This is a genomic window from Mycobacterium sp. SMC-2 (assembly GCF_025263485.1).
Lineage (GTDB): Bacteria > Actinomycetota > Actinomycetes > Mycobacteriales > Mycobacteriaceae > Mycobacterium.
The window spans coordinates 3,047,378-3,070,791 of sequence record NZ_CP079863.1 but is presented as its reverse complement, the minus strand read 5'-3'; the positions used below and the strand labels follow the sequence as shown (position 1 = coordinate 3,070,791).

Annotated in this window: 18 protein-coding genes and 2 pseudogenes; 12 read left to right on the top strand and 8 right to left on the bottom strand. The window is 62.2% G+C overall.

Annotated features, from left to right (window positions below; all coding sequences use genetic code 11):
• Nucleotides 1-10: 10 nt before the first annotated feature.
• Nucleotides 11-241 (bottom strand): MbtH family protein, encoded by a 231-nt coding sequence (locus KXD96_RS14655; RefSeq protein ID WP_047323580.1) that lies wholly within the window; start codon nucleotides 239-241, stop codon nucleotides 11-13.
• A gap of 952 nt (nucleotides 242-1,193) precedes the next feature.
• On the opposite strand from KXD96_RS14655, the gene KXD96_RS14650 reads away from it, so the two are divergent.
• From KXD96_RS14650 to KXD96_RS14625, 6 genes are all read left to right on the top strand, one after another.
• Nucleotides 1,194-1,622: an MmpS family protein gene (locus KXD96_RS14650; protein WP_260745384.1), complete on the top strand. Its 429-nt coding sequence runs from the start codon at nucleotides 1,194-1,196 to the stop codon at nucleotides 1,620-1,622.
• Nucleotides 1,619-4,507 (top strand): RND family transporter, encoded by a 2,889-nt coding sequence (locus KXD96_RS14645; protein ID WP_260736582.1) that lies wholly within the window; start codon nucleotides 1,619-1,621, stop codon nucleotides 4,505-4,507. Before KXD96_RS14650 ends, KXD96_RS14645 begins: the two co-directional genes overlap by 4 nt.
• Before the next feature lie 165 nt (nucleotides 4,508-4,672).
• Complete coding sequence (locus KXD96_RS14640) at nucleotides 4,673-7,591, top strand: RND family transporter (protein WP_260736579.1); 2,919 nt, start codon at nucleotides 4,673-4,675, stop codon at nucleotides 7,589-7,591.
• A 100-nt stretch (nucleotides 7,592-7,691) separates the two neighbouring features.
• Nucleotides 7,692-8,639, top strand: a complete 948-nt coding sequence (locus KXD96_RS14635) for an ATP-binding cassette domain-containing protein (protein WP_260736575.1) — start codon at nucleotides 7,692-7,694, stop codon at nucleotides 8,637-8,639.
• Nucleotides 8,636-9,376, top strand: a complete 741-nt coding sequence (locus KXD96_RS14630; RefSeq protein ID WP_260736573.1) for an ABC transporter permease — start codon at nucleotides 8,636-8,638, stop codon at nucleotides 9,374-9,376. Before KXD96_RS14635 ends, KXD96_RS14630 begins: the two co-directional genes overlap by 4 nt.
• A 98-nt stretch (nucleotides 9,377-9,474) precedes the next feature.
• The gene (locus tag KXD96_RS14625; RefSeq protein ID WP_260736569.1) at nucleotides 9,475-10,167 is read left to right on the top strand and encodes an ABC transporter permease; all 693 of its coding nucleotides are present in this window, start codon (nucleotides 9,475-9,477) and stop codon (nucleotides 10,165-10,167) included.
• A 10-nt stretch (nucleotides 10,168-10,177) separates the two neighbouring features.
• Here KXD96_RS14625 and KXD96_RS14620 read toward each other — a convergent pair whose 3' ends face one another.
• A complete protein-coding gene (locus KXD96_RS14620; RefSeq protein ID WP_260736563.1) occupies nucleotides 10,178-11,137 on the bottom strand; it encodes a GDP-L-fucose synthase in 960 nt (319 codons plus the stop codon).
• A gap of 6 nt (nucleotides 11,138-11,143) precedes the next feature.
• Entirely contained in the window at nucleotides 11,144-12,166 is a 1,023-nt protein-coding gene (gene gmd / locus KXD96_RS14615) for a GDP-mannose 4,6-dehydratase (RefSeq protein ID WP_260736559.1), read from the bottom strand.
• A gap of 339 nt (nucleotides 12,167-12,505) precedes the next feature.
• Here gmd and KXD96_RS14610 point away from each other — a divergent pair, with 339 nt between their 5' ends.
• From KXD96_RS14610 to KXD96_RS14600, 3 genes are all read left to right on the top strand, one after another.
• The gene (locus KXD96_RS14610) at nucleotides 12,506-13,999 is read left to right on the top strand and encodes a glycosyltransferase family 87 protein (protein ID WP_260736554.1); all 1,494 of its coding nucleotides are present in this window, start codon (nucleotides 12,506-12,508) and stop codon (nucleotides 13,997-13,999) included.
• A gap of 136 nt (nucleotides 14,000-14,135) precedes the next feature.
• Nucleotides 14,136-14,633, top strand: coding sequence for a GtrA family protein (locus KXD96_RS14605; protein WP_260736553.1), 498 nt, complete (start codon nucleotides 14,136-14,138; stop codon nucleotides 14,631-14,633).
• 12 nt (nucleotides 14,634-14,645) lie between these two features.
• Nucleotides 14,646-15,524: a glycosyltransferase family A protein gene (locus KXD96_RS14600; RefSeq protein ID WP_260736549.1), complete on the top strand. Its 879-nt coding sequence runs from the start codon at nucleotides 14,646-14,648 to the stop codon at nucleotides 15,522-15,524.
• A 124-nt stretch (nucleotides 15,525-15,648) separates the two neighbouring features.
• Here KXD96_RS14600 and KXD96_RS14595 read toward each other — a convergent pair whose 3' ends face one another.
• Genes KXD96_RS14595 through rfbH form a run of 3 tightly spaced genes read right to left on the bottom strand, consistent with a single transcriptional unit; the run spans nucleotide 15,649 to nucleotide 18,517 of the window.
• Nucleotides 15,649-16,140, bottom strand: coding sequence for a GtrA family protein (locus KXD96_RS14595; RefSeq protein ID WP_260736547.1), 492 nt, complete (start codon nucleotides 16,138-16,140; stop codon nucleotides 15,649-15,651).
• Nucleotides 16,137-17,153: a CDP-glucose 4,6-dehydratase gene (gene rfbG / locus KXD96_RS14590; RefSeq protein WP_260736545.1), complete on the bottom strand. Its 1,017-nt coding sequence runs from the start codon at nucleotides 17,151-17,153 to the stop codon at nucleotides 16,137-16,139. Before rfbG ends, KXD96_RS14595 begins: the two co-directional genes overlap by 4 nt.
• A 2-nt stretch (nucleotides 17,154-17,155) precedes the next feature.
• Nucleotides 17,156-18,517 carry a lipopolysaccharide biosynthesis protein RfbH gene (gene rfbH / locus KXD96_RS14585; RefSeq protein ID WP_260745383.1) on the bottom strand — a complete coding sequence of 454 codons (1,362 nt, stop codon included), beginning with the start codon at nucleotides 18,515-18,517 and terminating at the stop codon, nucleotides 17,156-17,158.
• A 152-nt stretch (nucleotides 18,518-18,669) separates the two neighbouring features.
• On the opposite strand from rfbH, the gene rfbF reads away from it, so the two are divergent.
• From rfbF to KXD96_RS14570, 3 genes and pseudogenes are all read left to right on the top strand, one after another.
• Nucleotides 18,670-19,446 carry a glucose-1-phosphate cytidylyltransferase gene (gene rfbF, locus KXD96_RS14580; protein WP_260736544.1) on the top strand — a complete coding sequence of 259 codons (777 nt, stop codon included), beginning with the start codon at nucleotides 18,670-18,672 and terminating at the stop codon, nucleotides 19,444-19,446.
• On the top strand, nucleotides 19,428-20,387 hold the full coding sequence (locus tag KXD96_RS14575) for a glycosyltransferase family 2 protein (protein ID WP_313901584.1): 960 nt from the start codon (nucleotides 19,428-19,430) through the stop codon (nucleotides 20,385-20,387). Before rfbF ends, KXD96_RS14575 begins: the two co-directional genes overlap by 19 nt.
• A gap of 422 nt (nucleotides 20,388-20,809) precedes the next feature.
• Nucleotides 20,810-20,938 (top strand): annotated as a pseudogene (locus KXD96_RS14570) (sigma factor-like helix-turn-helix DNA-binding protein); the annotation flags it as partial.
• 119 nt (nucleotides 20,939-21,057) lie between these two features.
• Here the strand turns inward: KXD96_RS14570 and KXD96_RS14565 are convergent.
• Both KXD96_RS14565 and istA read right to left on the bottom strand, forming a co-directional pair.
• Nucleotides 21,058-21,834: an ATP-binding protein gene (locus KXD96_RS14565; protein ID WP_225601280.1), complete on the bottom strand. Its 777-nt coding sequence runs from the start codon at nucleotides 21,832-21,834 to the stop codon at nucleotides 21,058-21,060.
• Nucleotides 21,831-23,350: pseudogene (istA, locus tag KXD96_RS14560) on the bottom strand (IS21 family transposase). The gene KXD96_RS14565 and the pseudogene istA overlap by 4 nt, the downstream one beginning before the upstream one ends.
• Nucleotides 23,351-23,414 lie beyond the last annotated feature (64 nt).

Below are 23,414 nucleotides of genomic sequence, written 5' to 3'. Positions count from 1 at the left end.
CCCCATTCCGCTACTGGTCAAAACCCCGACCCGTTGCGAGCTTGTCGCGCAGACTCTTTGGCCGAATGTCGGGCCAGTTCTGTTCGATGTACTCCAAACACGCAGCTCGGTCCGTCTCGCCGTACACCACTCGCCAGCCGGCTGGAACATCGGCGAAGGCCGGCCACAGACTGTGTTGTTCTTCGTCGTTCACCAAGACGAAAAAACTGCCGTTGTCGTCGTCGAACGGGTTGATACTCACAATTCTCCAGGTATGCCTAGTTGACATGAGTGGAACGGTTCCAAACCATACTGGAGGCACCTGTGTGCGTCCGAGGTTTGGACAAAGTTCCCGGGGTGACCCGTCAGGCTCTTAACGCGCCCTAAAGATTGGGCTGGTGCGGGGCTGCGCAGCTGCCGCCGTTGGCTGCTGTGAGCTGCAAAAATGGCTCGCCGCTGGGGCTCGCGATCAGGCAGGCTCGGCCGTCAAGGACGATGAAATTTTGGGGGCTTGTCAGTACCCAGGATACCGGCCCTGAAGCCGCCGCGAAAATCGCGCGGAGGCCGGCCGGCGGCGGCGGTCGATGGCGCCGCGGAAGCGGCCGGGTTTGCGGGGTCAACCGGCTCGCCGCCGAAGCGCCTAGCGAGGACCCATTGACTACGGGCGCCGATCGTCGTTAGCTGGCTGCGGCTGCTGACCACTCAGCGGGCCTCGGCCGCCGTTTCGAACCGAGTGGGCCACCCGGCGCCAATCGGGTGAACCAGCTGGGCGGGCGATCTAAAAAGTGCCGCTACGCACGCGGTTTGGATCACGATCCCGTATCTCAATGTCAAAGGGCTGATACGGACACCATTGGCGTGGTTTACTCAAGAAGACTCTGGTCGCGCTCCCCGGGGGCGGGGCTCGTATGAGGTGCCGAAGCACGACTAGTCTGCGACGTACACCCCATTCGGAGTGCCCTCACCGGCGTACCGCGACCACCATGTAACAGCTTGTTCGGGCCGGCGGATAAACAAGAGACGTGAGACGGGTAGAAGGGGGTGCGGTGACCGAACCCGACGTGCGGGCCCGGCCCGATATCGCGAAGGAAGGCCACGACATTAGCCAACCTCCTAATGGCCGGCGTGGCTTTTTGGGCATTGGTCGCCGATCCTCGACCGGACCTCAGACGCCCGTTGGGCGACAACAGACTCATCCCCGCGGATCCGGAATCATTGCCGCGCTAAGACGGCTTTGGATCCCACTGCTCATAGTGGCCGTGGTCCTTGTCGGCGGCTTCACTGTCGCGCGGTTGCATGGCATCTTCGGCTCCGAGAAGCGCGAGTCGTATGCCGACACCCGGATAAAAGACACCAAACCTTTCAACCCCAAGCACATCCGGTACGAGATCTTCGGGCCGCCGGGCACGACTGCCGACATCAGCTATTTCGACGTCGACGGCAACCCGGTGCACGTCAACGAACAGCCGGTGCCGTGGTCCTTCGATATTTCGACGACGCTGCCGTCAATCTTGGGAAACGTTGTGGCGCAAGGTAATGGCGACATGCTCGGCTGCCGCATCGTGGTTGACGGGGTGGTCAAAGCCGAGAGGGTTTCGCACGAATTGAACGCCTTCACCTATTGCATGCTGACGGCCACATGAGCGATCAACAACTGGAGAACAAGCGCGCCGGGCGGCCATTCGTAGCGCGGATGATCCATCGCCTTTCGGTGCCCATCATCTTGGGATGGCTGGGGCTCGCCGTCATCGTGGCTATCGGCGTTCCCCCGCTGGAGCAGGTAGAGGCGGAAAACGCGGTTCCGCTGAGTCCCGTTGCCGCGCCTTCGTTCAAGGCGATGGAGCACTTGGGCCAGGACTTCAAGGAAACCAATTCCGGCGCTTTGGCGATGATCGTCTTGGAGAGCCAGCAACCCCTCGGCGACGACGCGCACAAGTACTACAACCAATTGATTCGTGAGCTGCGGGCCGATAAGCACGTACAGAACGTCCAAGATTTCTGGGGCGATCCGGTCACCTCGAAAGCCGCGGAGAGTTCCGACTCAAAGGCTGTGTATGTGCAGGTCCAACTCGCCGGAACCCAAGGCGGGGCCGCAGGAGACGAGTCGGTAGCAGCCATTCGGAAAATAGTTGCGCGGACACCCCCACCGAATGGATTAAAAGCTTACGTTACCGGGCCGGCACCCACTATTGCGGACATGAACATCGCCGGCCAAAAGACCGTTATGCTGGTCACCGTCACGAGCATGGCGGTGATCTTCATCACGTTGCTCCTGGTCTACCGGTCGATTCTGACCGTCATTCTTTTGTTGCTGATGGTCGGGCTCCAATTACAGGTGTCACGTGGAATAGTTGCTTTCCTTGGTCATCTCCAGCTATTGGGCCTCACCACATTCGCCGTCAACCTGCTGGTCGCCGCGGTCATCGCAACGGGAACCGACTACGGCATATTCTTCGTCGGACGATATCAGGAGGCGCGTCAAGCCGGCGAAGACCGGGAAACGGCTTTCTATACCACGTTCGGCAGTGTGGCCAAGGTCGTGTTGGCTTCGGGGTTGACGATCGCCGGGGCGGTTTTCTGCCTCAACTTCACCCGGTTGCCCTATTTCCAGCCACTGGGCATCCCTTGCGCCATCGGCATCACCGTTGCGGTTCTAGTTGCGCTCACGCTGGCTCCTGCACTGCTTGTCGTTGCCGGCCGTTTTGGCGTGTTCGATCCGAAGCGGCTGATTACGACTCATCGCTGGCGGCGGATTGGCACGGCGATCGTTCGATGGCCCGCACCCATTCTCGTCACGACCTTGGCAATAGCGCTCATAGGCTTGTTGACCCTGCCTAATTACAACCCCAGCTACGACGATCAGAAATTCATCCCCGATGATATTCCCGCGAGTGTGGGAAATGCTGCCGCACAGCGACATTTTCCCCAATCGCGGACAATGATGCCCGAGATTCTGCTGCTGGAGAGCGATCATGACCTGCGCAATCCGGCCGACATGATCGTTTTGAATAAGGTTGCCAAGGGCGTCCTCGCGGTTCCGGGCGTCTCGACCGTACAATCTGTAACTCGGCCGGAGGGCATCCCACTTCAGCACACCACGATCCCCTGGATCGTGAGCATGTCGCAGGCAAGCCAGCAGGTGAATATGGCGTTCCAGAAGGACCGCATGGACGACATGCTCAAGCAGGCCGAAGAGCTGGCGAGAATGATTGCGATCATGCAGCACATGTACGGCCTGATGAAGGAACTCGTCGCTACGACCCACCACATGGTCGGCAAAACGCATGAGATGCAAGACATTACAAACGAATTGCGCGACAAGATTTCCGATTTCGAGGATTTCTTCAGGCCGGTCCGTAGTTACTTCTACTGGGAACGGCACTGCTATGACATTCCCGTTTGCTTTTCGATCCGATCGTTGTTCGACGCGCTCGACGGCGTTGATGAAGTAACCGATAAGCTCAAAGAATTGATAGCGGACCTGGACCAACTCGACGTGCTGCTGCCGCAGATGGTCGTGCTGCTGCCGCCCATGATCGAAAGCATGCAGAGCATGCGGACCATGATGCTGACGATGCACAGCACCATGGGCGGCGTGTTGGGCCAGATGGAGTCCCAGGGCAACAATTCGGCCGCGATGGGGCAGGCGTTCGACGCGTCCAGGAATGAGGATTCTTTCTACCTGCCGCCCGGCATCATCAATGACTCGGCGGCCTTCAAACGGGTCGAGAAGATCTTTATGTCGCCGGACGGACGAGATGTCCGCATGCTCATCTCGCAAAAGGGCGATCCCGCTACGCCCGAAGGCCTTTCGCGCGTGGAGCCCATCAAAACGGCGGCCGAGGAGGCGCTCAAGGGCACCCCGTTGGAGGATGCCAAGATCTACCTCACCGGAACTGCGGCGATTACGAAAGACATCGTGGACGGCTCCAAATGGGATCTCTTGATCGCGGGGGTCGCCGCGATCTGCCTCATTTTCATCATCATGCTGATCATGACGCGAAGTTTTATCGCCGCGCTGGTGATCGTCGGTACGGTCTTGCTGTCAATGGGCGCGTCGTATGGGCTATCCGTGCTCGTCTGGCAGTATCTTCTCGGCCTACAACTGCACTGGACGGTGCTATCGACGTCGGTGATCGTGCTCTTGGCGGTGGGATCGGACTACAACTTGCTGCTGGTCTCCCGAATGAAAGAGGAATTGGCCGCTGGTATCAACACTGGCATCATCCGCGCCATGGCCGGCACCGGCAAGGTCGTGACGAACGCTGGTCTGGTGTTCGCCTTCACCATGGCCTCAATGGGGGTCAGCGACCTGCGCAGCGTTGCCCAGACGGGCACGACGATCGGGTTGGGGCTGCTGTTCGACACATTGGTGGTGCGCGCATTCATGACACCATCCGTCGCCGCGCTGCTGGGACGCTGGTTCTGGTGGCCGCAACGAGTGCGTCAGCGACCCGCTAGCTCATTACTTCGGCCGTTGGGACCCCGTCCGTTGGTGCGCTCGCTGTTGCTCAAAGAGCCGTTGTAACTGCCGGGCTTCCACTATCAGCACAGGGATCGCGACCGTGGGGAACATCGTGACACAGGACAACCGGGACGGCATTCGCCGCTGCGCCGCAGTGGACGGTGCGGTCAGGGCTGCGAGCGTCCCGCACCGACTGCGTGCCGCTAGCGCCCGGTTGTTGGGGGCTGCATGAGCACCGAACACGCTCGAGCATCTTTCGTTGCCCGCAGCATCCGCAGGCTTTCGGTGCTCATCGTCCTGGCGTGGGTTGCACTCACGCTGTTGGTGACCTTCGGTGTGCCGTGGTTGGAGACGGTCGGCCGCGAGCATTCCGTGCCATTGGCACCGCAAGATGCGCCAGCTGTTCAGGCCATGCAGCGCATGGGCAAGGATTTCAAAGAGTCCGATTCGGACAGCATTGCGATGATCGTGCTGGAGGGGCAGCAGCGCCTCGGGGACGACGCTCATACGTACTATGACCGATTGGTTCGTGCACTTAAGGCCGACCCGAAGCATGTGGAGCACGTACAGGATCTGTGGGGAGATCGACTGACCGCGGCGGGTGCGCAAAGTGACGACGGCAAGGCCGTTTATGTGCAACTGAATCTGGCCGGCAACCAAGGCACGACCTTGGGCCAGGATTCCATTGCCGTGGTCCGCAATATCATCGGACGGACACCGCCGCCTCCGGGAGTCAAGGTTTATGTCACGGGCCCGTCAGCGCTGTTATCGGATATGCAGCAGGCTGGTGACCGATCCATTCTGAAGATGACCGCGGTGGGCGCGCTGATCATTTTTGTGGTGCTGCTCTTCGTCTATCGTTCCGTCATCACTGTGATTCTGTTGTTGGTCACCGTGGGAATCGAGGTCCTTGCGGCCCGGGGGATTGTTGCGTTTCTAGGCGATCACAGTCTCGTCGCGCTCTCCACTTTTGCCGTCAACCTGCTGGTGGCGCTCGCGATGGCTGCCGGAACCGATTACGCGATCTTCTTCTTTGGTCGATACCAGGAGGCACGCCAGACCGGCGACGACCGGGAAACGGCCTTCTACACGACCTACCGCGGGGTCGCTCCGGTGGTCTTGGGTTCCGGCCTGACCATCGCCGGGGCCATGCTGTGCCTGGGCTTCACCCGGATGCCCATCTTCCAAACCATGGGCGTGCCCTGCGCCGTGGGCATGCTTGTGGCCGTCGTGATCGCGCTCACCCTGGTACCCGCAGTCATCACCATCGGAAGCGGCTTCGGCCTCTTCGATCCCAAGCGCGTTCTCGCGTTCGGTCGATGGCGCCGGATCGGTACGGCGATCGTCCGCTGGCCCGTGCCCATCCTCGCTGCGACCATAGCGGTGGCCGTGGTCGGTCTCGTGACGCTGCCCGGCTATCAGACGAGCTACAACAACCGGTTCTACATGCCCAATGACATTCCCGCCAATGTCGGATATGCGGCCGCCGATCGCCATTTCTCTCAAGCGCGAATGATGCCCGAAATCGTGATGATCGAATCAGATCATGATATGCGCAATCCCGCGGATTTTCTGGTACTGCATCGGCTCGCCAAGGCGATATTCAAAGTTTATGGCATCTCTCGGGTGCAGGGCATAACCCGGCCCGAGGGCACACCGATTCAGCACACTTCGATACCTTTCTTGATGCAAATGCAATATTCTGTAATGCAACAAGATCAGCAATACCTGAAAGCCCGCACGGAAGACATGCTCAAGCAGGCGGACGTACTGTCTTACCAAATCTCGACGATGAAGCGCATGTACGCGCTGCAAAAACAGATCACAGCTATTACGCACGAGTCGATCGGCAAAACCAAAGAAATGCGCGATGTTGTCTTCGAGCTCCGCAACCACTTTGCCGATTTTGAAGATTTTTTCAGGCCACTCCGAAGTTACTTCTACTGGGAACGGCATTGTTATGACATTCCCGTCTGCTGGGCTTTAAGGAATATTTTCGACGAAGTCGACGGGATCGACGCACTGAGCGATAAGCTCGATGAATTTATTGTCGATCTCGACAAGATGGACGCGCTGTTGCCACAGCTGCTCGAGATTTTCCCGCCGTCGATCGCAATCGCCGAAGACGCGCGCAACATGTTGCTGACGAGTTACAGCACCATGAATGGAACGCTTGGCCAGATGAACAACCAGAAAGAGAACGCCACCGCAATGGGGGCGACGTTCGATGCCGCGAAGGACGACGACTCCTTCTATCTGCCACCCGACATCTTCAAGAACGAAGACTTCAAGCGTGCGATGAGCCAGTTCTTGTCCCCGGACGGTAAAGCCGCGCGATTCATCATTTCCCATAAGGGCGACCCCGCGTCACCCGAGGGCCTCGGCCGCATCGACAAGATACGGACGGCTGCCGAGGAGGCACTCAAGACAACCCCCCTGGAGCCGTCCAAAATCTATATCGCCGGCACCGCGTCAACATTCAAGGACTTCCGCGACGGTTCCACCTTCGACCTGTTCATCGCGGGAGTGGGTGCGCTCTGCCTCATCTTCATCATCATGTTGATCATCACGCGAAGTTTCGTGGCCTCACTGGTAATCGTCGGAACGGTGGCGCTTTCGCTCGGCTCGTCGTTCGGGCTGTCCGTACTGATCTGGCAGTATATTTTGGGCATCCAGTTGTACTGGATGGTGCTGCCCATGTCGGTGATCGTGCTTTTGGCTGTGGGGTCCGACTATAACCTGCTGCTGGTATCCCGCATGAGAGAGGAAATAGCCGGTGGTATAAACACCGGCATCATTCGTGCAATGGGCGGTACGGGTAAGGTCGTGACGAACGCGGGCCTGGTGTTCGCATTCACGATGGCCGCAATGGTGGTCAGCGATTTGCGCATCATCGGTCAGGTCGGTACCACCATTGGCCTGGGGCTGTTGTTCGACACCCTGATCGTGCGCTCGTTCATGACACCATCCATCGCCGCGCTGCTCGGACGCTGGTTCTGGTGGCCCCAAATAGTTCGGCCGCGGCCGGCGAGCCAGATGCTGCGGCCGGAGGGGCCGCGTCCGCTGGTACGGTCCTTGCTGCTGCACGAGGACCGCGGAGGATACGACGACGCGCCCACAACTGAGATCCCGAGGCCGTCCGTCTAAGATGGCGGGCCGCCATCGAAAGGAGCAGCGGCATCCTCTTGATAGCTGTCATGCTCCAATACAGCCAACGCACGAGCACCACGATGAAATACTCCATACTGTGAGTCCACTGGCGATCGAGGTTGAAGCCCTCGCAAAGACATTCGGACGAGACACGCGTGCACTGTGCGGCGTGAGTTTTTCCGTTCCAGCCGGAACGGTGTGCGGCGTGCTCGGTCACAATGGCGCCGGCAAGACGACCACTATCAATATCTTGTCTACACTCATCCGGCCCACTGCGGGTTGCGCCGCCGTCGCGGGCTACGACATCGTCCGTCAGCCCGCCCAAGTTCGTGCCAGCATCGGGGTGGCCGGGCAGTTCGCCTCGATGGACCCCCTGCTCAGCGGCCGGGAGAACCTGGTGTTGTTCGGCCGGCTGCGCGGCCTACGTCGCAGGGAGGCAAAAGCTCGCGCTGACGACCTGCTCGAGCAGTTCGACCTCGTCGCGGCCGCCGACCGGCGGGTATCCACCTATTCCGGTGGCATGTGGCGGCGCGTCGACCTTGCCAGCGCCCTAATGGTGCTGCCGAAGGTACTCTTCCTCGACGAGCCGACCACCGGGCTGGACCCCCGCAGCCGACGAAACGTATGGGCGCTGGTGAGCTCGTTGGCCCGCCAGGGCATCACCGTGCTACTGACCACGCAGTACCTGGAAGAGGCGGACGTGTTGAGCGACTCGATCGTCGTCATCGACCACGGCCAAGTGATCGCCAGCGGCACCGCCGAGGACCTCAAGCGCAAGGTCGGTACGAGTTATTGTGAGGTAACCCCGGCCAATCCGGCTGACTTGCCTCAGGTCGCGGCGGCATTGGCCGGACTCAACGGGTTCGATGTCAACGCCGACAAGAGTTCAGTGTCGGTGTTCGCCCCCGACGGGCTGGCCACACTGGGTGAGGTGTTCCGGCGGGTCGACGCGATCGGCGTTGAGTTCACCGACATCTCGCTGCGGAAACCCTCGCTCGACGAGGCGTTCCTGCACCTCACCGAACAGACGGTCGTCCAGTCATGAGCGCGATGGGCGCTCTCACGGAACGTTCGCTCATGTCGGCGGCGCGTGATGGCGGGATGATCTACGAGGTGCTGTCACCCATCGGGTATTTGGCCGGATTCGCCGCGGCACTGCACGGCCTGATCGACACCGACCGCGTGAGTTATTCGCAGTATCTGGTGCCCGCGGTAGTCGTCCAGTCCATGATCTCCATCGCGTTGTTGACTGGGGACCGCGCGGCACGTGACCGGCTCCATGCGTTGGGTCAGCGGTTGGCGACGCTGCCAATCCCCGCCGCAGTCCCGGTGAGCGCCCGCATGGTGGCTACCCTGATGCGGGCCACGCTCGCCCTGTCGGTGGCAATGGTCGCAAGCTATGCGATCGGATTCCGCATGACCGGCGGACTGCGCTATGCGCTCGCCTTTGTGCTCGCGGCGTTGCTACTGTGTCTGGCCGTAGGGCTCGCGGCCGACGCACTGGGATCTGGTGCGAGCAGTTTGGAGGGGGTCAGTCACATATTATTTGTGCCCCAGCTGCTGCTGTTTATGCTGTCCACCGGGATCGCCCCCGAGAGAACCTTTCCCGGCTGGTTGCGCCCGTATGTTCGCAACCAGCCGGTGTCACAGGTCACCGAAACATTGCGCGGCCTGGCTCGTGGACACGTGGCGGTCGGCACATTTGTCGCTGGTATGGCCTGGTGTGTCGGCATGATGCTGGTCTTCGGCGCCATTACGCTGCGGATGCAGAGGCGGGCCTAGTGGTACCGCAGGCCGCAGTACAAGGGTCGCTCTTGACCGAGAGCTGGGTGCACGCCGGGCGACTCCTCACACGATGGCGGCGTGACCACGGGGTATTGATGGGATCCCTGGTTTTCCCTATCTGCCTCATGCTTATCTACCAGGTCGTGTTAGGCGAGCAGGTGCGCAAAGTCACCGGCGTCGACAGCGTTTACGGCTTGGCCCCGTTAGCCGCGGAACTTTCCGCACTGTTCGGCGCCCTGGGTGGCGCGGTCAGTGTCACCTTGGAGCGCCAATTGGGAATTCACAGGCGGCTCTGGGTGCTGCCAGTACACCGGACAAGTGCGCTTACTGGGCGGATAGCCGCTGACGCCGCGCGCGCATGCATTGGGACTGTCCTGATCACCGCCGTCGGGGTTACGCTGGGGCTTCGCTTCACGCATGGGTGGTTGACGGCGCTGTTGTACGTTCTGATCCCGTCGATCGCGGTCGTCGGGTTCACGGCGTTGGTAACGGCACTGGCCATCCGCGCCAATGGCCGTACCGTCATGACCTGGCTGGTGGGCGTGACCGTCTCGCTGGCTTTCCTCAATCCCGGTACCACTCCCATCGCGCTGTACCCGGAGTGGCTTCGACCTTTCGTTCGCATGCAACCAATGTCGCCGCCTATCGAAGCGATGTGGGCGCTGGCCCACGGCGGCCCGCTCGTGTGGCCGCTGGTGATGACTCTCCTCTGGACGATCGGGCTGCTAGCGGTCTTCATGCCAATCGCGGTGCGCGGCTATCGTCAAGCCGCCGAGTCCAGCGCGTAGGTCGGCGCAGTTACTTCCTTGCCACTGCGGCGTTCGCGCGATACCACGCCACTGCTGCCTCGATGCCGTCTCGCAGCGCGATTTTGGGCTGCCATCCCGCCTCGCGCAGAACCGACACATCCAATAGCTTGCGAGGTGTCCCATCCGGTTTCGTTGTGTCCCAGCGTGTTTCGCCGGTATAGCCCACCGCATCCGCGACCATCACGGCGATCTCCCTGATCGTGTGGTCGATGCCGGTCCCCACGTTGACATGATTCGGACCGTCGAAGTGTTCCAGGAGGTACAGGCACGCACTTGCGAGATCGTCGACATGCAGCAGTTCGCGCCGTGGAGTGCCGCTCCCCCAGTTTGTCACCTGTCCCGCGCCGCTGGCTTTGGCCTCGTCATACCGCCGGATGAGCGCCGGCAGCAGATGCGAGCCTAAAGGGGAGAAGTTGTCATCGGGGCCATAGAGGTTGGTCGGCATCGCGGATATCCACGCCAGGCCATATTGACGCCTCACCGCTTGGACTTGCAGGATGCCGGCGATCTTGGCGATTGCGTACGCCTCGTTGGTGGGTTCCAGCGGTCCGGTGAGGAGTGCGCCCTCCTGGATGGGCTGCGGCGCGAACTTCGGATATATGCAAGAGGAGCCGAGGAATAGCAGCCGCGGCACCCGTGCGGCCACCGCAGCGTCAAGCAAGTTGACCTGAATCTGTAGATTTTCGGACAAGAAATCGGCCGGGTAGGTGTTGTTCGCCATGATTCCCCCGACCCGCGCCGCAGCGTCGATGATGACCTGCGGCCTTGACTGCAACAGGAAGTCGAACGTTGCACGGCGGTCCGTGAGGTCGAGCTCATCGTGTTGCCGCACAAGGAGATTGGTGAACCCCTCGGCACGAAATCTGCGCAGCAGGGCCGACCCCACCAGCCCGCGGTGCCCGGCGATGTATACCGGCAAATCCCGGTCAAGGACCCCGATAGTGCCCATCCCCGCTCAGCTCCAACCGGGCAGCATCGGCTTGTCGATCCAGGGCGTGCCGTCGCACTCCAATGCCGCGATGTCAGCATCCACCATGATCCGCGCCAGCTCGCCGGTGTGTACGGACGCCTTCCAGCCCAACGATTCGGCAGCCTTCGTCGCATCCCCGATCAGAGAATCCACTTCCGTGGGCCGCAGGTAGCGCTCGTCGAATTTCACATACTTTTGCCAGTCGAGCCCGGCATGGTTGAACGCGGTCTGAGCGAACTCGCGCACGCTGTAACCGCGCCCGGTCGCCAGAACGAAGTCCTCGGGCTCGGCAGCCTGCAGCATGCGCCACATACCCTCGGCATACTCGGGTGCATATCCCCAGTCGCGGACAGCACCGAGGTTACCCAGGTAGACATCCGACTGGATACCGGCTTTGATACGCGCGGCGGCTCGCGTGATCTTCCGTGTCACGAATGTCTCACCGCGCCTAGGTGATTCGTGGTTGAACAAGATACCGTTGACCGCGAACAAGCCGTACGCCTCACGATAGTTGCGCGTCGTCCAGTACGCGTAAACCTTCGCCGCACCGTAGGGTGAGCGGGGATAGAAGGGGGTCAGCTCGTTCTGCGGCGGAGGGGACCCACCAAACATCTCCGACGAGGAGGCCTGGTAGAAGCGGCAATCCACCCGGGACAGACGGACGGCCTCTAACAGTCGGATTGATCCCATGCCGGTGGCGTCGCCGGTGTGTACAGGTTCGTCAAAGCTGACGCGCACGTGCGACTGCGCGGCGAGGTTGTACACCTCGTCCGGGTCGATGGTGCTCAGCAAAGTGACCAACCGGGTACCGTCGGTGAGGTCGCCGTAATGCAGGAACAGTCGTGCGTCCGGTTGATGCGGATCAACGTAGAGGTGATCGATGCGCGACGTGTTGAACGTCGAGGCTCGACGGATGAGCCCGTGAACCTCGTATCCCTTGCCCAGCAGCAGTTCAGCGAGATACGAACCGTCCTGCCCGGTGATCCCAGTGATGAGTGCTCGCTTCACTGGTTTCCTACTTTCGCCTGCGTCCGCTCACCACCACGTGTCCCCCACCCCATCGCGCCCCCTAACTCCTCGCCATGTGCTCCACCGCGGGCCGCGCCATCGGTCAATAGTAGATGTTGAGGCAAGCAAAGATTGACTGACGGCTTCGCCATTTCGCCAGGAAATATATCGATCGCAACGTATCGCAGGTCCGGAAAAGGAGGCTCGGCGGAATTTCTTGTGTTTCAGAGGCCTTTGCGCGAAACTCAAACCGCTGGCTCGGCGGTGGAACGCGGACGTGAGCGCGTCCTGCGCTCGTCCTCCCAGCGACCGCGGTCCGCAAAATCGAGGAGAACGCTGATGAATCGACCTCTTGAAGCGCGGCACGGCGTTCGGAAGCAGCTTTCCGTCATCACCGGCCAATCCGAGCGCACCATCGTGCTCAGCACTATCCTGCTCGTGTCGGCGGTTTCGGTAGCACTAGGCTACCTTCTCGCCCGGTGTTACTCGGTGGACGTGCTTTCCTCTCTTCTGTTGTCGCCCCCGGAGGATTGCTGGGCGGCTTGGAGCACGAAGATCGGTCGGCACTGCTTCGGCGACTACTCGATGGTTGCGGCTGCCGGGCTGCGGCCCAATCCATGGGCACCCTATCCGGTATTGCCGCCGCACCCGCCGGTGCGGCTCCCCTACCCCGCAGCCGGCATGGTGCCGCATCTACTCTTTGCGCTTCCCGCGAAATGGCTAGGCGCACAGCAGCTGGGGCTGATCGGTTATCTGCTCGCGTTGACGGTCGCGGTGCTTTCGCCGGCGGTCTGGGCGGCCCGAGGGGCACGCGGCCTGGAGGCTGCGGTGGTGTTCGTGGCGTTGGGGGCCGCGGCCATTCCGGCATGGGCAGTCATCGACCGGGGCAACTCGGCGGGTTTCGTGGTGCCAATCGCGTTGGTCTTCTTGGTGGCATTGCGCCGAGAGCGTTGGGGCCTGGTGGCCACCATGGTGGTCCTCGCAGCACTGTTGAAACCAATGTTCGCGGTGCTCGTGGTCGCGTTGTTCGCGGCCCGGAAATGGCGGTTGGGCGGGCTCGCGATCGGAGGGATCGCGATCTCCAATCTCGCCGCATACCTGTTGTGGCCTAGGGACTTTCCGGACACTATCGCGCAATCGATTCACAACATTTTCGGTAAAGGTCCGTTCCAAGATACCGTTGCACAACAGAACGTGTCCTTTGGCAAAGGACTGCTGATCGTTCCCGATACCATCAAGCTTTTCCAGACGGGCGGCAAAATACCAGGCGGCTTTCTCGCTGGTCCGAGGTCGTTGATCGGGTATGTTGTTCTGCTCGTAGTCGCCGCCTCCCTCATTGCGCTGGGGCGGCGCATGCCGCCTGTGATAGCTGGAATCGTGCTGCTGGCTACTGCCGTATTCTTCCCTCCCAAGGTGGCCTTCTATTACCTGGTAATCGTTTTGCCAATCGCCGCGCTGGTTCTCCGAGACCCCGATGGGCCGCCCGGTACGGGAATATTCGACCGGCTTGCGGCACACGCTGGCCGCCGTCGCGCGGTCGGCATGTGCGTGAGTTTGGCCACGGCGCTCAGCATCGCTCAGGTCGCCTTGGGTCAGCCGGCCGCTGCACCGATCCCCGGACAGCCCGGAGCCAATGGACCAACCGGTAACAGACTGATCGTTGTCACCACAGTCGGTTGGGCGCCGATCTTGTGGCTAGTCACGTGCGCCGTGATTATCGTCTCCTACGCGCGAAGGCCGGCCCGCCGAGACTGCGATGACGAAGGAGCCGTTCGGGATGGGTCACCGGTTGCAGCGGTCACCGCCTCTGCACATACATCCGAGGCGAAATAGGAGACCTCGCCGCCAGTCCGCTACTAGGGCGCTGGAACGGTCCGGCTCTGGGAGGCACCGCGGGGGTGCCTGAACCGCGAGGCAAGTCGAGTGGTTCTCCTCCGATTGCCCGTCCGCCGGACTACCCTAGTCGGGGATGAGTCTCGACGCGTTTGCGGGTGACGACCAGCCGATTCGTCCGCCCGCTGGAATGACTGGCGTTCCTGGCCCACTGTTGCGAATAATCCGGGACCAGCGGGTCGCCTTTCTGATCGTCGGCGCGGTTAATGCCTTAATCGGTCCGGCGTGGTTTGTGCTGTTTTTATGGCTCCTCCGGAATGCCATCGGCTATCTGGGAGCGCTAGTCTGCGCGCACGTTGCGGCCGTGCTGTGCGCGTTCGTCCTTTACCGCCATTTTGTGTTCCGGGTGACCGGTCATGTCTTGCGCGATCTGGGACGGTTCGAGCTGGTCAACGTTTCTGCGTTGGCCTTCAATTTTGCCGTGCTGCCGCTGCTAGTGGAGGTGTGTGGCTGGCCAGTGCTGCTGTCGCAGCTGGTCATCACCGCTGTGCAGGTGGTGTACAGCTGGTTCGCTCATCGGCACTTTTCGTTCGGCCGTAATCCCATCGCGCTGGGACTGCCCGGCCATCACTAAGTCATGTGCGTGATGCCACGGGTGTCGGTCGTGGTGCCGACGTACAACAGCGTTGAGTTCATCGACGCCACGATGGGATCGATTCTGGCGCAAAGCTTCAGCGATTTCGAGCTGGTGGTTTCCGACCACAGCTCCACCGACGGCACCTGGGAGGCGCTGCAGCCTTATACCGCTGACCCTCGGGTGCGAGTGACCCGGCTGGCGTCGGGCGGTGGGGCGCCAGCGAACTGGAACGCAGTTACCGACCTCGGCACCGGCGAGTTCATCAAGCTGGTCTGCGGCGATGATGTCCTCTATCCGGAAAATTTGGCGATGCAGGTGGCGGCGTTAACGGCGCATCCGTCGGCAGTACTGGCCGCGAGCACCAGAGACATCATCGATGCCGCGGGCAGGGCCGTACTGCGCGGCCGTGGACTCAAGGGGCTGCGGGGTGAGGTCACGGGCGTCGAGGCCATCCGGCACACTGTGCTCGCCGGGACGAACATTTTCGGTGAGCCAGCTTCGGTGATGTTCAGGCGCTCCGCCCTGGTCGACGCCAGTGGCTGGGACAGCCGCTTCCCATACCTCATTGACCTGGCAACCTATTGCGCAGTCTTGCTTCGTGGAAATCTGGTTGCAGTACCCGGCCCGCTGGCTGCGTTCCGGGTCAGCCGCTCGCAGTGGAGTGTGCAGCTGATGCGCTCCCAAGCCGACCAAACCATCGGATTTCAGCGTGAGTTGGCCACGACTCAGCCGGGATTGCTCAACCGACGCCACCTATGGGTTGGCAGCGCACGAGCGCACGCGAACGCCCTCGGCCGTCGCGCGGTGTACCGCTGGCTAGGCAGGCGGATGCGGCCCAGCACTTCCGCGGACAACGGCCAACGTGACATCCGGCGAGGCGGATGCTGAGGTTGCGGTCCGAGGGCTTCGAAGCGACGTGCATCAAACGCCCCGGCGGTGGCCCAAGCGCACCTCACTGTGCTGATCGGCCAGGCGGTTCCACACCGGACCCGCCACCCGCGGTTGCAGGTCTCTATGAACGCGAGGTCTCGTCCCGAGCGTCGCCGACACCGCGCCGGAAAGAGAAGTAACGGTGGCCGAAGTAGCTCAGCAGCGTGGTGGACGCCACTACAATTGCTTGCGCCGGTATGCGGTCCAGACCCAGCTCGACCAGCACAGGCAAGGCAACGAAGTTGATGCCCGCGGCCGTTATGTAGACGCTCCAGAAGCGGACGAGGTCACGCAGCACATGGCCCCGGACGCGGAACACGAACCGCCGATGCATCACAAACGCGAACAGCACGCTTAGCACATGCGCGATGCCGAGCGTTACCAGCGATCCCGCGACCTTACCGAACCGCTGGTCGACGAGGTGGCCCAAGCTCTCCGAGCAGGCGACGAAGATCCCGAACCCAACGACGGTATTGATCCCCCCGACCATCAGGAATGCCACGCGCTGGTCTCGGACGAGCCGGATCAACTGCCCTGGCTGCACCGATTCGGGTGGCAGGTCGAATTCACTCATCCGAGGCCTTCGAAAACGGCGATCTGCTCCCGGCTGACCGTATGCGGGTCGGCGCCGGCGTGCACGCGCCGCTCCCAGTCGATCGTCCATGCCACGGCATCGCGGAAGCCGAGCCGATTGCGCCAGCCCAGTTCGCGCTGCGCCTTCGAAGTGTCGAGGGCCAGCAGGTTTGCCTCGTGTAGGTGGTTCCCGCCCTCGAGTTCCCAATGCGCGCCGCCGCCCCACAGCTCGGCCGCCAGGGTAGCCACCTGGCCGACCTCGACGAAGCTGTCGCGGCCCGGCCCGAAGTTCCACTGGCCCAGGCCGCCGCCGGCAAGCAGCGCGTCGACGAGGGTCAGGTAGCCGTTGAGGCAGTCGAGCACGTGCTGCCACGGCCGCACCGCACGCGGAAATCGCAGCATCGGCGCCCGCCCCTGGGCATATGCGGCCACCAAATCTGGCAGCAGCCGGTCACGACTGACATCGCCACCGCCGATGACGTTGCCGGCACGGGCAATGGCGGTGGGAGGGCCGGAGAAGCTGCTAATCCACGACTGCGTCAGTAGGTCGGCCATCGCCTTCGAAGCGCTGTAGGGGTCGTCGCCGCCCAACGGGTCGGTTTCGACGTAACCGGCCTCCTGGTCCACGTTGCGGTAGACCTTGTCGGTGGTGACAACGACGTGCGCGCGCACCGACGGGGTGGCCGCGGCGGCCTCGAGCACGGTAAGCGTGCCGATGGCGTTGGTTTCGTAGGTGTACCGCGGGTTGCGATACGACTCGCGAACCAACGGCTGAGCGGCCATGTGCACCAACACATCCGGGGCGGCGGTCGAAACCGCCGCCCCGGTGGCCTCTGCGTCGCGAATGTCCACCCGGAAGTCCGAGACAAGCTGATCGGCGAGTGCGGCTCGCTTGAACAGGCTGCCCGCCACGGGGTCGAGCGCCAAGCCGGATACCTGATGTCCGCGGCTGAGGAGGAGCAGCGTCAGCCAGGCCCCTTTGAAACCCGTGTGTCCGGTGACCAGGTAGTGCACTGCTACCGCGCAGCTTCGGCCATGTAGTCCCGGATCGAATCCGCGAGGAAATCGAGCATCGGCCGAGTGAGGCCCGGATAGGTGCCCACCCAGAACGTCCGATTCATCACGATGTCGCTATTTGTCAGGTCCCCCACGATCCGGAAATCAACGTTGCGGTAGGCCGGCTGCTTGACGAGGTTGCCGGCGAAGAGCTGACGGAAGCCGATCTTGCGGTCGTCGAGGAACTGCATGAACTTGGTGCGATCGACCGGATGCTCGGGATCGAGGGTGAGCGGGAAGCCGAACCAGGACGGGTCGGACTTCGGCGTGGCCACCGGCAGCAGGAGCCCGTCGACGCCGGTCAGCCGGGACATCAGGTAGTCGAAGTTGTCCTTCCGTGCCTGGACGAACCCGTCGAGTTTGGCCAGCTGGGACAACCCGATGGCGGCCTGCATGTCGGTGGCCTTCAGGTTATATCCGATGTGGCTGTAGATGTATTTGTGGTCGTAGCCCTTCGGCAGGTCGCCCAGTTGCCACTCGAATCGCTTCTGGCACGTGTTGGCCTCGCCCGGCGGGCAGTAGCAGTCCCGACCCCAGTCACGGAACGACTCGGCTTGTTTTCGCACCAACGCGGATTTCACGAAAACGGCACCGCCCTCACCGGTTGTGATGTGGTGGGCGGGATAGAAGCTCACGGTCGCGGTGTCGCCGAAACTGCCGGTGCGTTTACCGTCGTAGGTCGAACCGAGTGCGTCGCACGAGTCCTCGACCAGCCACAGGCCGTGCTTTTCGCACAAGTCTTGGACTGCGTGGAGGTCGAACGGATTGCCTAGGGTGTGCGCCATCATGATCGCCCGGGTCTTGGGCCCGACGGCCTCACGGAGGCGCTCCGGGATGGCGTCGTAGGTGCCCAGCTCGATGTCGACAACGACCGGGCGCAGCCGATTCTGGATTATCGGGTTGACGGTGGTGGGAAACCCGGTGGCGACGGTGAGCACCTCGTCACCCGGCTCGAGCGGCCGCTTCCCAAACCTCGTCTTGCCCAGCTTCACGCTCGTCAAGGCGCTCAGCGCGACCAGGTTGGCGCTCGACCCACTGTTGACGAAGACGGCGCCGCGAGCGCCGACATAACGAGCAAGCTCTCGCTCGAAGATCGGATGGAACCGGCCTGCCGTCAGCCAGCCGTCGAGGCAGGCATCGACCAGTGCGGCGAAATCCTCCGGGTCGAGGACCTTGCCCGACACGGGGACCGGTGTGGTACCGGGGACGAATTCGGATGTCGCAAGCTTGCGCTTCGCGTAGCGGCGAACCGCGGCGAGAATATCCTCTCGGTCCTCTTCGAGCCCGCCGTTCCCAGACCCATTGGTAGCGAGTCGTGAAATGAGATCTCCTCGAGCGTCCGTGATTCGTACATTTTGCGGCGGCCCTGAAACCCCGCCGGGCGCGCCGCGACATTGCTAGTGTGTCACCTGCATGAGGCTGCGTCAGCAAAACCGCGCGGGGGAACGATTGCCTTGAGATTGGACCGCTGGTCATGAAAGCCGTGCTTCTCGCGGGTGGTCTTGGGACCCGAATGCGGGAAGAGACCGAGTTTCGCCCGAAGCCAATGGTCGAGGTGGGCGGCCGACCGGTGCTGTGGCACATCATGAAAATCCTTGGCCACTACGGCATTTCGCAGTTCGTGGTCTGCACGGGTTACAAGAGCGAGTACATCAAGAACTACTTCTCGAACTATGGGGTGTCCAATCTGGACTTCACCATCACCCTCGGTGACCAGTCGAGCATCCGCTACCACGGTTCGCACGACGAGTTCAACTGGCGGGTGACCGTCGCCGACACCGGTTTGAGCACGATGACGGGCGGTCGGATCAAACGCATCCAGAAGTACGTCGGTGATGAGACGTTCTTGTGCACCTACGGTGACGGCATCGCCGATGTCGACATTCCGGCCCTCTTGGAGTTCCACCGCGCGCACGGCAAACTTGCCACCGTGACGGCCACCCAGCCGATGAGCCGGTTCGGGGTCATCGACCTCGAAGATGACGGTGCGGTCGCCAAGTTCCGAGAAAAGCCCAAGGCTGAAGACTGGATCAACATCGGTTACTTCGTTTTCGAGTCGGGAGTATTCGATTATTTGGAGGGCGACGAGACCGTGCTGGAGGAGAAACCGCTGCTCCGGCTGGCTGAAGACCGCCAGATCGCCGCGTTTGCGCACCATGGTTTCTGGCTGCCAATGGATACTTTCCGGGAATCGCAGCTGCTTAACAAGCTGTGGGACAGCGGAGAACCGCCTTGGAAAGTGTGGAAGTAAGTGTGGCAGTGAAGAGAAAAATCGCTGTGATCGCGCCCGCCTACAACGAAAGTGAATGCGTCGAGGAGCTGGCTCGCCAGCTAGCCGCCGTGTTCGATTCTGAGCTCGAGTATGAATTCGAGGCGATCATCGTCGAGAACGGTTCAGACGATGACACGATGGACAAGTTGCTCGCGATCCACCAGGCGGATCCGCGGTTCAAGATCTTGCAGCTGGCACGTAACTTCGGTATGGATGGCGGTCTGACGGCTGGCCTTAACATGGTCGACGCTGATGCCGTCGTGCTTATGACAGCCGACTTGCAGGACCCGCCTGAGTTCATCCCAGAGATGATCCGAAAGTGGGAAGACGGTTACGAGAACGTATACGGAGTCGTCACCGAGCGCACAGGCACAGGACCGATCCGCAAAATGAATTCCCAGCTTTTCTATTGGCTTGCGGGCAGACTCACGGATGACCGGATTACTAGCAATGCAAGCGATTTCCGCTTAGTGGACCGGAAGGTCTACGAGGTCGTTCGCTCGATGGACGAGCGCAACAGGTTCGTCCGCGGTCTGTTCTCCTGGGTGGGCTTCAAGTCGATCGGGCTTCCGATGAAGCGCGCACCTCGCTTCGCCGGGAAATCCAAGGCATACACGCTCAGCGTGCTCAATCTAGCAGGCAAAGGCATCCTCGCCCACTCGTACGTACCTCTGCGTCTTATCACTCTAACCGGGTTTTTCCTGAGTGCCATTGCGGCGGTCGCCGTGTTTGTGCTCGCCGCGCGATTCGTCTTGTACGGGGTGCCCTTCCCCGGATTCGGTTCGCTCATCTGCGTCATGCTGATCGGGTTTGGGGTAGTTGCCCTGCTACTCGGGGTAGTAGGCGAATACCTCGCGCTCATTTACGAGGAAGTAAAAGAACGACCCAATTTCGTTATTACCAGGAAGGTCGGTATTTAACTGCTCCGAAGATTCGCAGACCAGTCGACCCTTCTAATAGTCCATATTTCTGCCCCCATGCGACCACCCCGAGTCCGATTCCCAGAATCGGTTGCGGCCAGCCAGAACCCGGCAGTGTCGGCACCGAGGCGGGCGAACATCGTGCCCGCACAGCGCAGGCGTCGTCGATTTCCCGCGTCTCCGACTTTCGTGCCGCTACCCGTCCGCTCCGCGGAGCACAAGCTGCTGAACGTCGGACCCAACCTACCCAGGCCCTTGCTCCACGCATCAGACCTAAACTGCGCATAGCCTTGCCGGTCAAGGCTCGCTGCAGTCGTGAATGGTGTCCGCGGCACGTGAATTGTGACCCCGGCGCGGCAACTGAAAATTGACCCCCTGGTCCGGTGGCCTGGCTCTAGTCGAGCCAGGAGGACCAGAAGGGAATGTTGTCTGTGGAAGATTGGGCTGAGATCCGCCGCTTGCGCCGGGCCGAGGGCCTGCCGATCAAGGTGATCGCGCGGACGTTGAAGATCTCGAAGAACACCGTGAAGTCGGCGCTTGTCAATGGACAGCTGAAAGTGCCCGTCGGCGGACATGAGAACTGCCGGTTGGTGGCCAATAAGAACTGCCCGGTGGCGGACACGAATCTGCCCATGAGGGTGATGCCCGCCACCGGTCGGTGAGGCCGTTGTCAGCTCAAGGGTTTGACTCCTTTCCCGTGCAGGGCTTGGGCCAGGCGCACGGAGTCTCCGCTGGTCTGGCATAGGTGTGCGTGATGCAGCAGGCGGTCGACGGTGGCGGTGGCCAGCGTCTTGGGCATCAGCTCGTCGAACCCACTGGGGTGCAGGTTCGAGGAGATCGCCACGGACTTGCGTTCGTAGGCTGCTTCGACGATGCGGTAGAGCCCTTCGGCGGCATCGGCACCGACCGGCAAGAGCCCCACGTCATCGATGACGACGAGCTCGGCGCGCACGATCTTGGCCACCGCCTTTCCCAGAGAGTCATCGGCACGGTGGGCGCGCACGAGCACCCCGATCTGCTCGAGGGTGAACCACGCCACCGGCATCCCGGCCTCGATGACTTTCTGCCCCAACGCTTCGAGGAAGAATGTCTTGCCGGTGCCGGCCGGCCCGCAGACGACCAGATTCTCGCGGCGCCCCACCCATTCGAGGGTCTGTAGCGCTTGTTGGGTGGGCAGCGGGATCGACGAGGCGCCCGGGTCCCAGGCGTCGAAGGTTTTCCCAGTCGGGAATCCGGCGGCTTTGCGGCGGGCGGCCAACATAGAACGGGCGCGGCCGGCGACTTCCTCGGTCAGCAGCGCTTTGATGACCTCGGTGGGGTCCCAGCGTTGAGCGCGGGCGGTGGCCAGCACGTCGGCGGCGATCGCGCGTGCGTGCGGCAACCGCAGGGCCCGCATCAACGTCTCGACCTCGGCGGGCAACTGCGTGGCGGTCGTGGTGGTGTTCATGGCTGGTCTGCTGCCTCAGTCACGTCGATGATGGTGCGGCCGAACAGGTTCCACCCGGCCGTGCCTTGAGCCAGAGAGATGTCCTCACCGGCGCCACGACGAGTCGGGTCCAGACCTTTGGCCGCCAGGATGGAGTCCAGATCGCCGGTGGCGAACCGGCCGTGCACGGCGGCATGACCGAGCGCCCAGTCGACATCGGCGCGGCCGGCCAGCGCGGACAGTTCGACGGCGTGGGCCATTTTCTGCAGGATGCGTTCGGTGCCGACGGCGGCGGCTTCTTTGAGCCACACCGCCGCACCGGGGCCCAACGCCAGGAAGGTCTGTTCACTGGCGGTGCGGGCACGGACGCGGTAGTCCCCAGGCACTTTGTCGCGGTGGCCGGGGAAATGGGCGTCGTCGATGGCCGGGCTGCCTGGGGTGGCACGGGGTGCCGAGCCACCTCGATGGGGCCGCCGTCATCGAGGGCGCAGATCACCACTTCGTCGGTGCCGTCGTGATGCCTGATCCACACCGTCTGCCCCAATAGTGTTGCCGGTAGCGAGTATTGGCAATGCTCGAAGGTGACCATCGGGGCGTTGTCGGGAACCCGCCGTGTCACTCCCAACGCGGCGGTGTGGGGCAGGTCGGGTATCGCATGCAGGGCGGGGCGTTCTGCGGTGAGCATCTCGATCGGACGTCGGCCCGTGGCGCGGTGCACCCGGGCGTTGATCTCAGCGACAAACTCCGCGCAGGCGGCCTCCACGTCGGCGAAACTGTCGTAGTGACCCAGCAGGTTCGTCTCGGTGGGCACAATGTCGGCTTTGGCGAGTTTGACCGCGTTCTCCACGCCACCTTTGCAAGCCGGGTCGGCGGGTTCACAGGTCAGCACCGAGATGCCGTAATAGCGGCCAAAGGTGACTGCGACGCGGTTACGGACCGGGACTCCGGCGATGTGTCCGGTGGTGACGGTCTTCTCGTTGTCGGTGAGCAGGTAGGTCGGGGCACCGCCGACGATGCGGAAGATGCGGTCCAGGCCGGCGAAGACACTGGGTGCGGTGCGGTCCCGCAACGCGATGACCACTCGGTAGCGGCTCCACGCCAGCCACGCCACCAACAGCACGATTTTGCGGCCGGCCACCAAAGGGCCGTCGGCGAAGTCGTACTGCAGCCACAGTCCGGGCTCGGTGATCCAGGGCCGATGCACGCGTGTATTGCCCAGCCGCCACTGCGCTTTGACCTCCGCCAGCGCCCGGCGAGTGGTGCGGTCGGTGCCGGTGTATCCCAACGCCACCAGCTTGTCGTGGGCTTTGTCGCCGCGAATCTTGCCTTTCGAATCGGCGACCCAGCCCTCGAGCAGGTCGCGCCAATCATCGATCATCCGGGCCCGCCGCGTGGCCGGCGGCAGGCCAGCGTTGCGGTCCTCGACCGCTTTCTTCACGGTGTGATGCGAGCACCCGCACAACTCGGCCGCAGCGCGGTAGGACCCGGTCAGGTCGTAGGCATTGAGTATTTCCATGAGTTCTCCATCAGACTTCAAGTAGGTCTCTCCTGGGGTTGTCGATCTCGACTAGGCATCGACATCGAAACCGCAGGAGAGGCCG

Coding starts and splice junctions, on each gene's coding strand:
- rfbF (WP_260736544.1), top strand. CDS start 18,670: ATGAAAGCCGTGCTTCTCGCGGGTGGTCTTGGGACCCGAATGCGGGAA.
- KXD96_RS14595 (WP_260736547.1), bottom strand. CDS start 16,140: ATGAGTGAATTCGACCTGCCACCCGAATCGGTGCAGCCAGGGCAGTTG.
- KXD96_RS14565 (WP_225601280.1), bottom strand. CDS start 21,834: ATGAACACCACCACGACCGCCACGCAGTTGCCCGCCGAGGTCGAGACG.
- KXD96_RS14645 (WP_260736582.1), top strand. CDS start 1,619: ATGAGCGATCAACAACTGGAGAACAAGCGCGCCGGGCGGCCATTCGTA.
- KXD96_RS14625 (WP_260736569.1), top strand. CDS start 9,475: ATGGGATCCCTGGTTTTCCCTATCTGCCTCATGCTTATCTACCAGGTC.
- KXD96_RS14610 (WP_260736554.1), top strand. CDS start 12,506: ATGAATCGACCTCTTGAAGCGCGGCACGGCGTTCGGAAGCAGCTTTCC.
- KXD96_RS14630 (WP_260736573.1), top strand. CDS start 8,636: ATGAGCGCGATGGGCGCTCTCACGGAACGTTCGCTCATGTCGGCGGCG.
- KXD96_RS14640 (WP_260736579.1), top strand. CDS start 4,673: ATGAGCACCGAACACGCTCGAGCATCTTTCGTTGCCCGCAGCATCCGC.
- KXD96_RS14605 (WP_260736553.1), top strand. CDS start 14,136: ATGAGTCTCGACGCGTTTGCGGGTGACGACCAGCCGATTCGTCCGCCC.
- KXD96_RS14620 (WP_260736563.1), bottom strand. CDS start 11,137: ATGGGCACTATCGGGGTCCTTGACCGGGATTTGCCGGTATACATCGCC.
- KXD96_RS14600 (WP_260736549.1), top strand. CDS start 14,646: ATGCCACGGGTGTCGGTCGTGGTGCCGACGTACAACAGCGTTGAGTTC.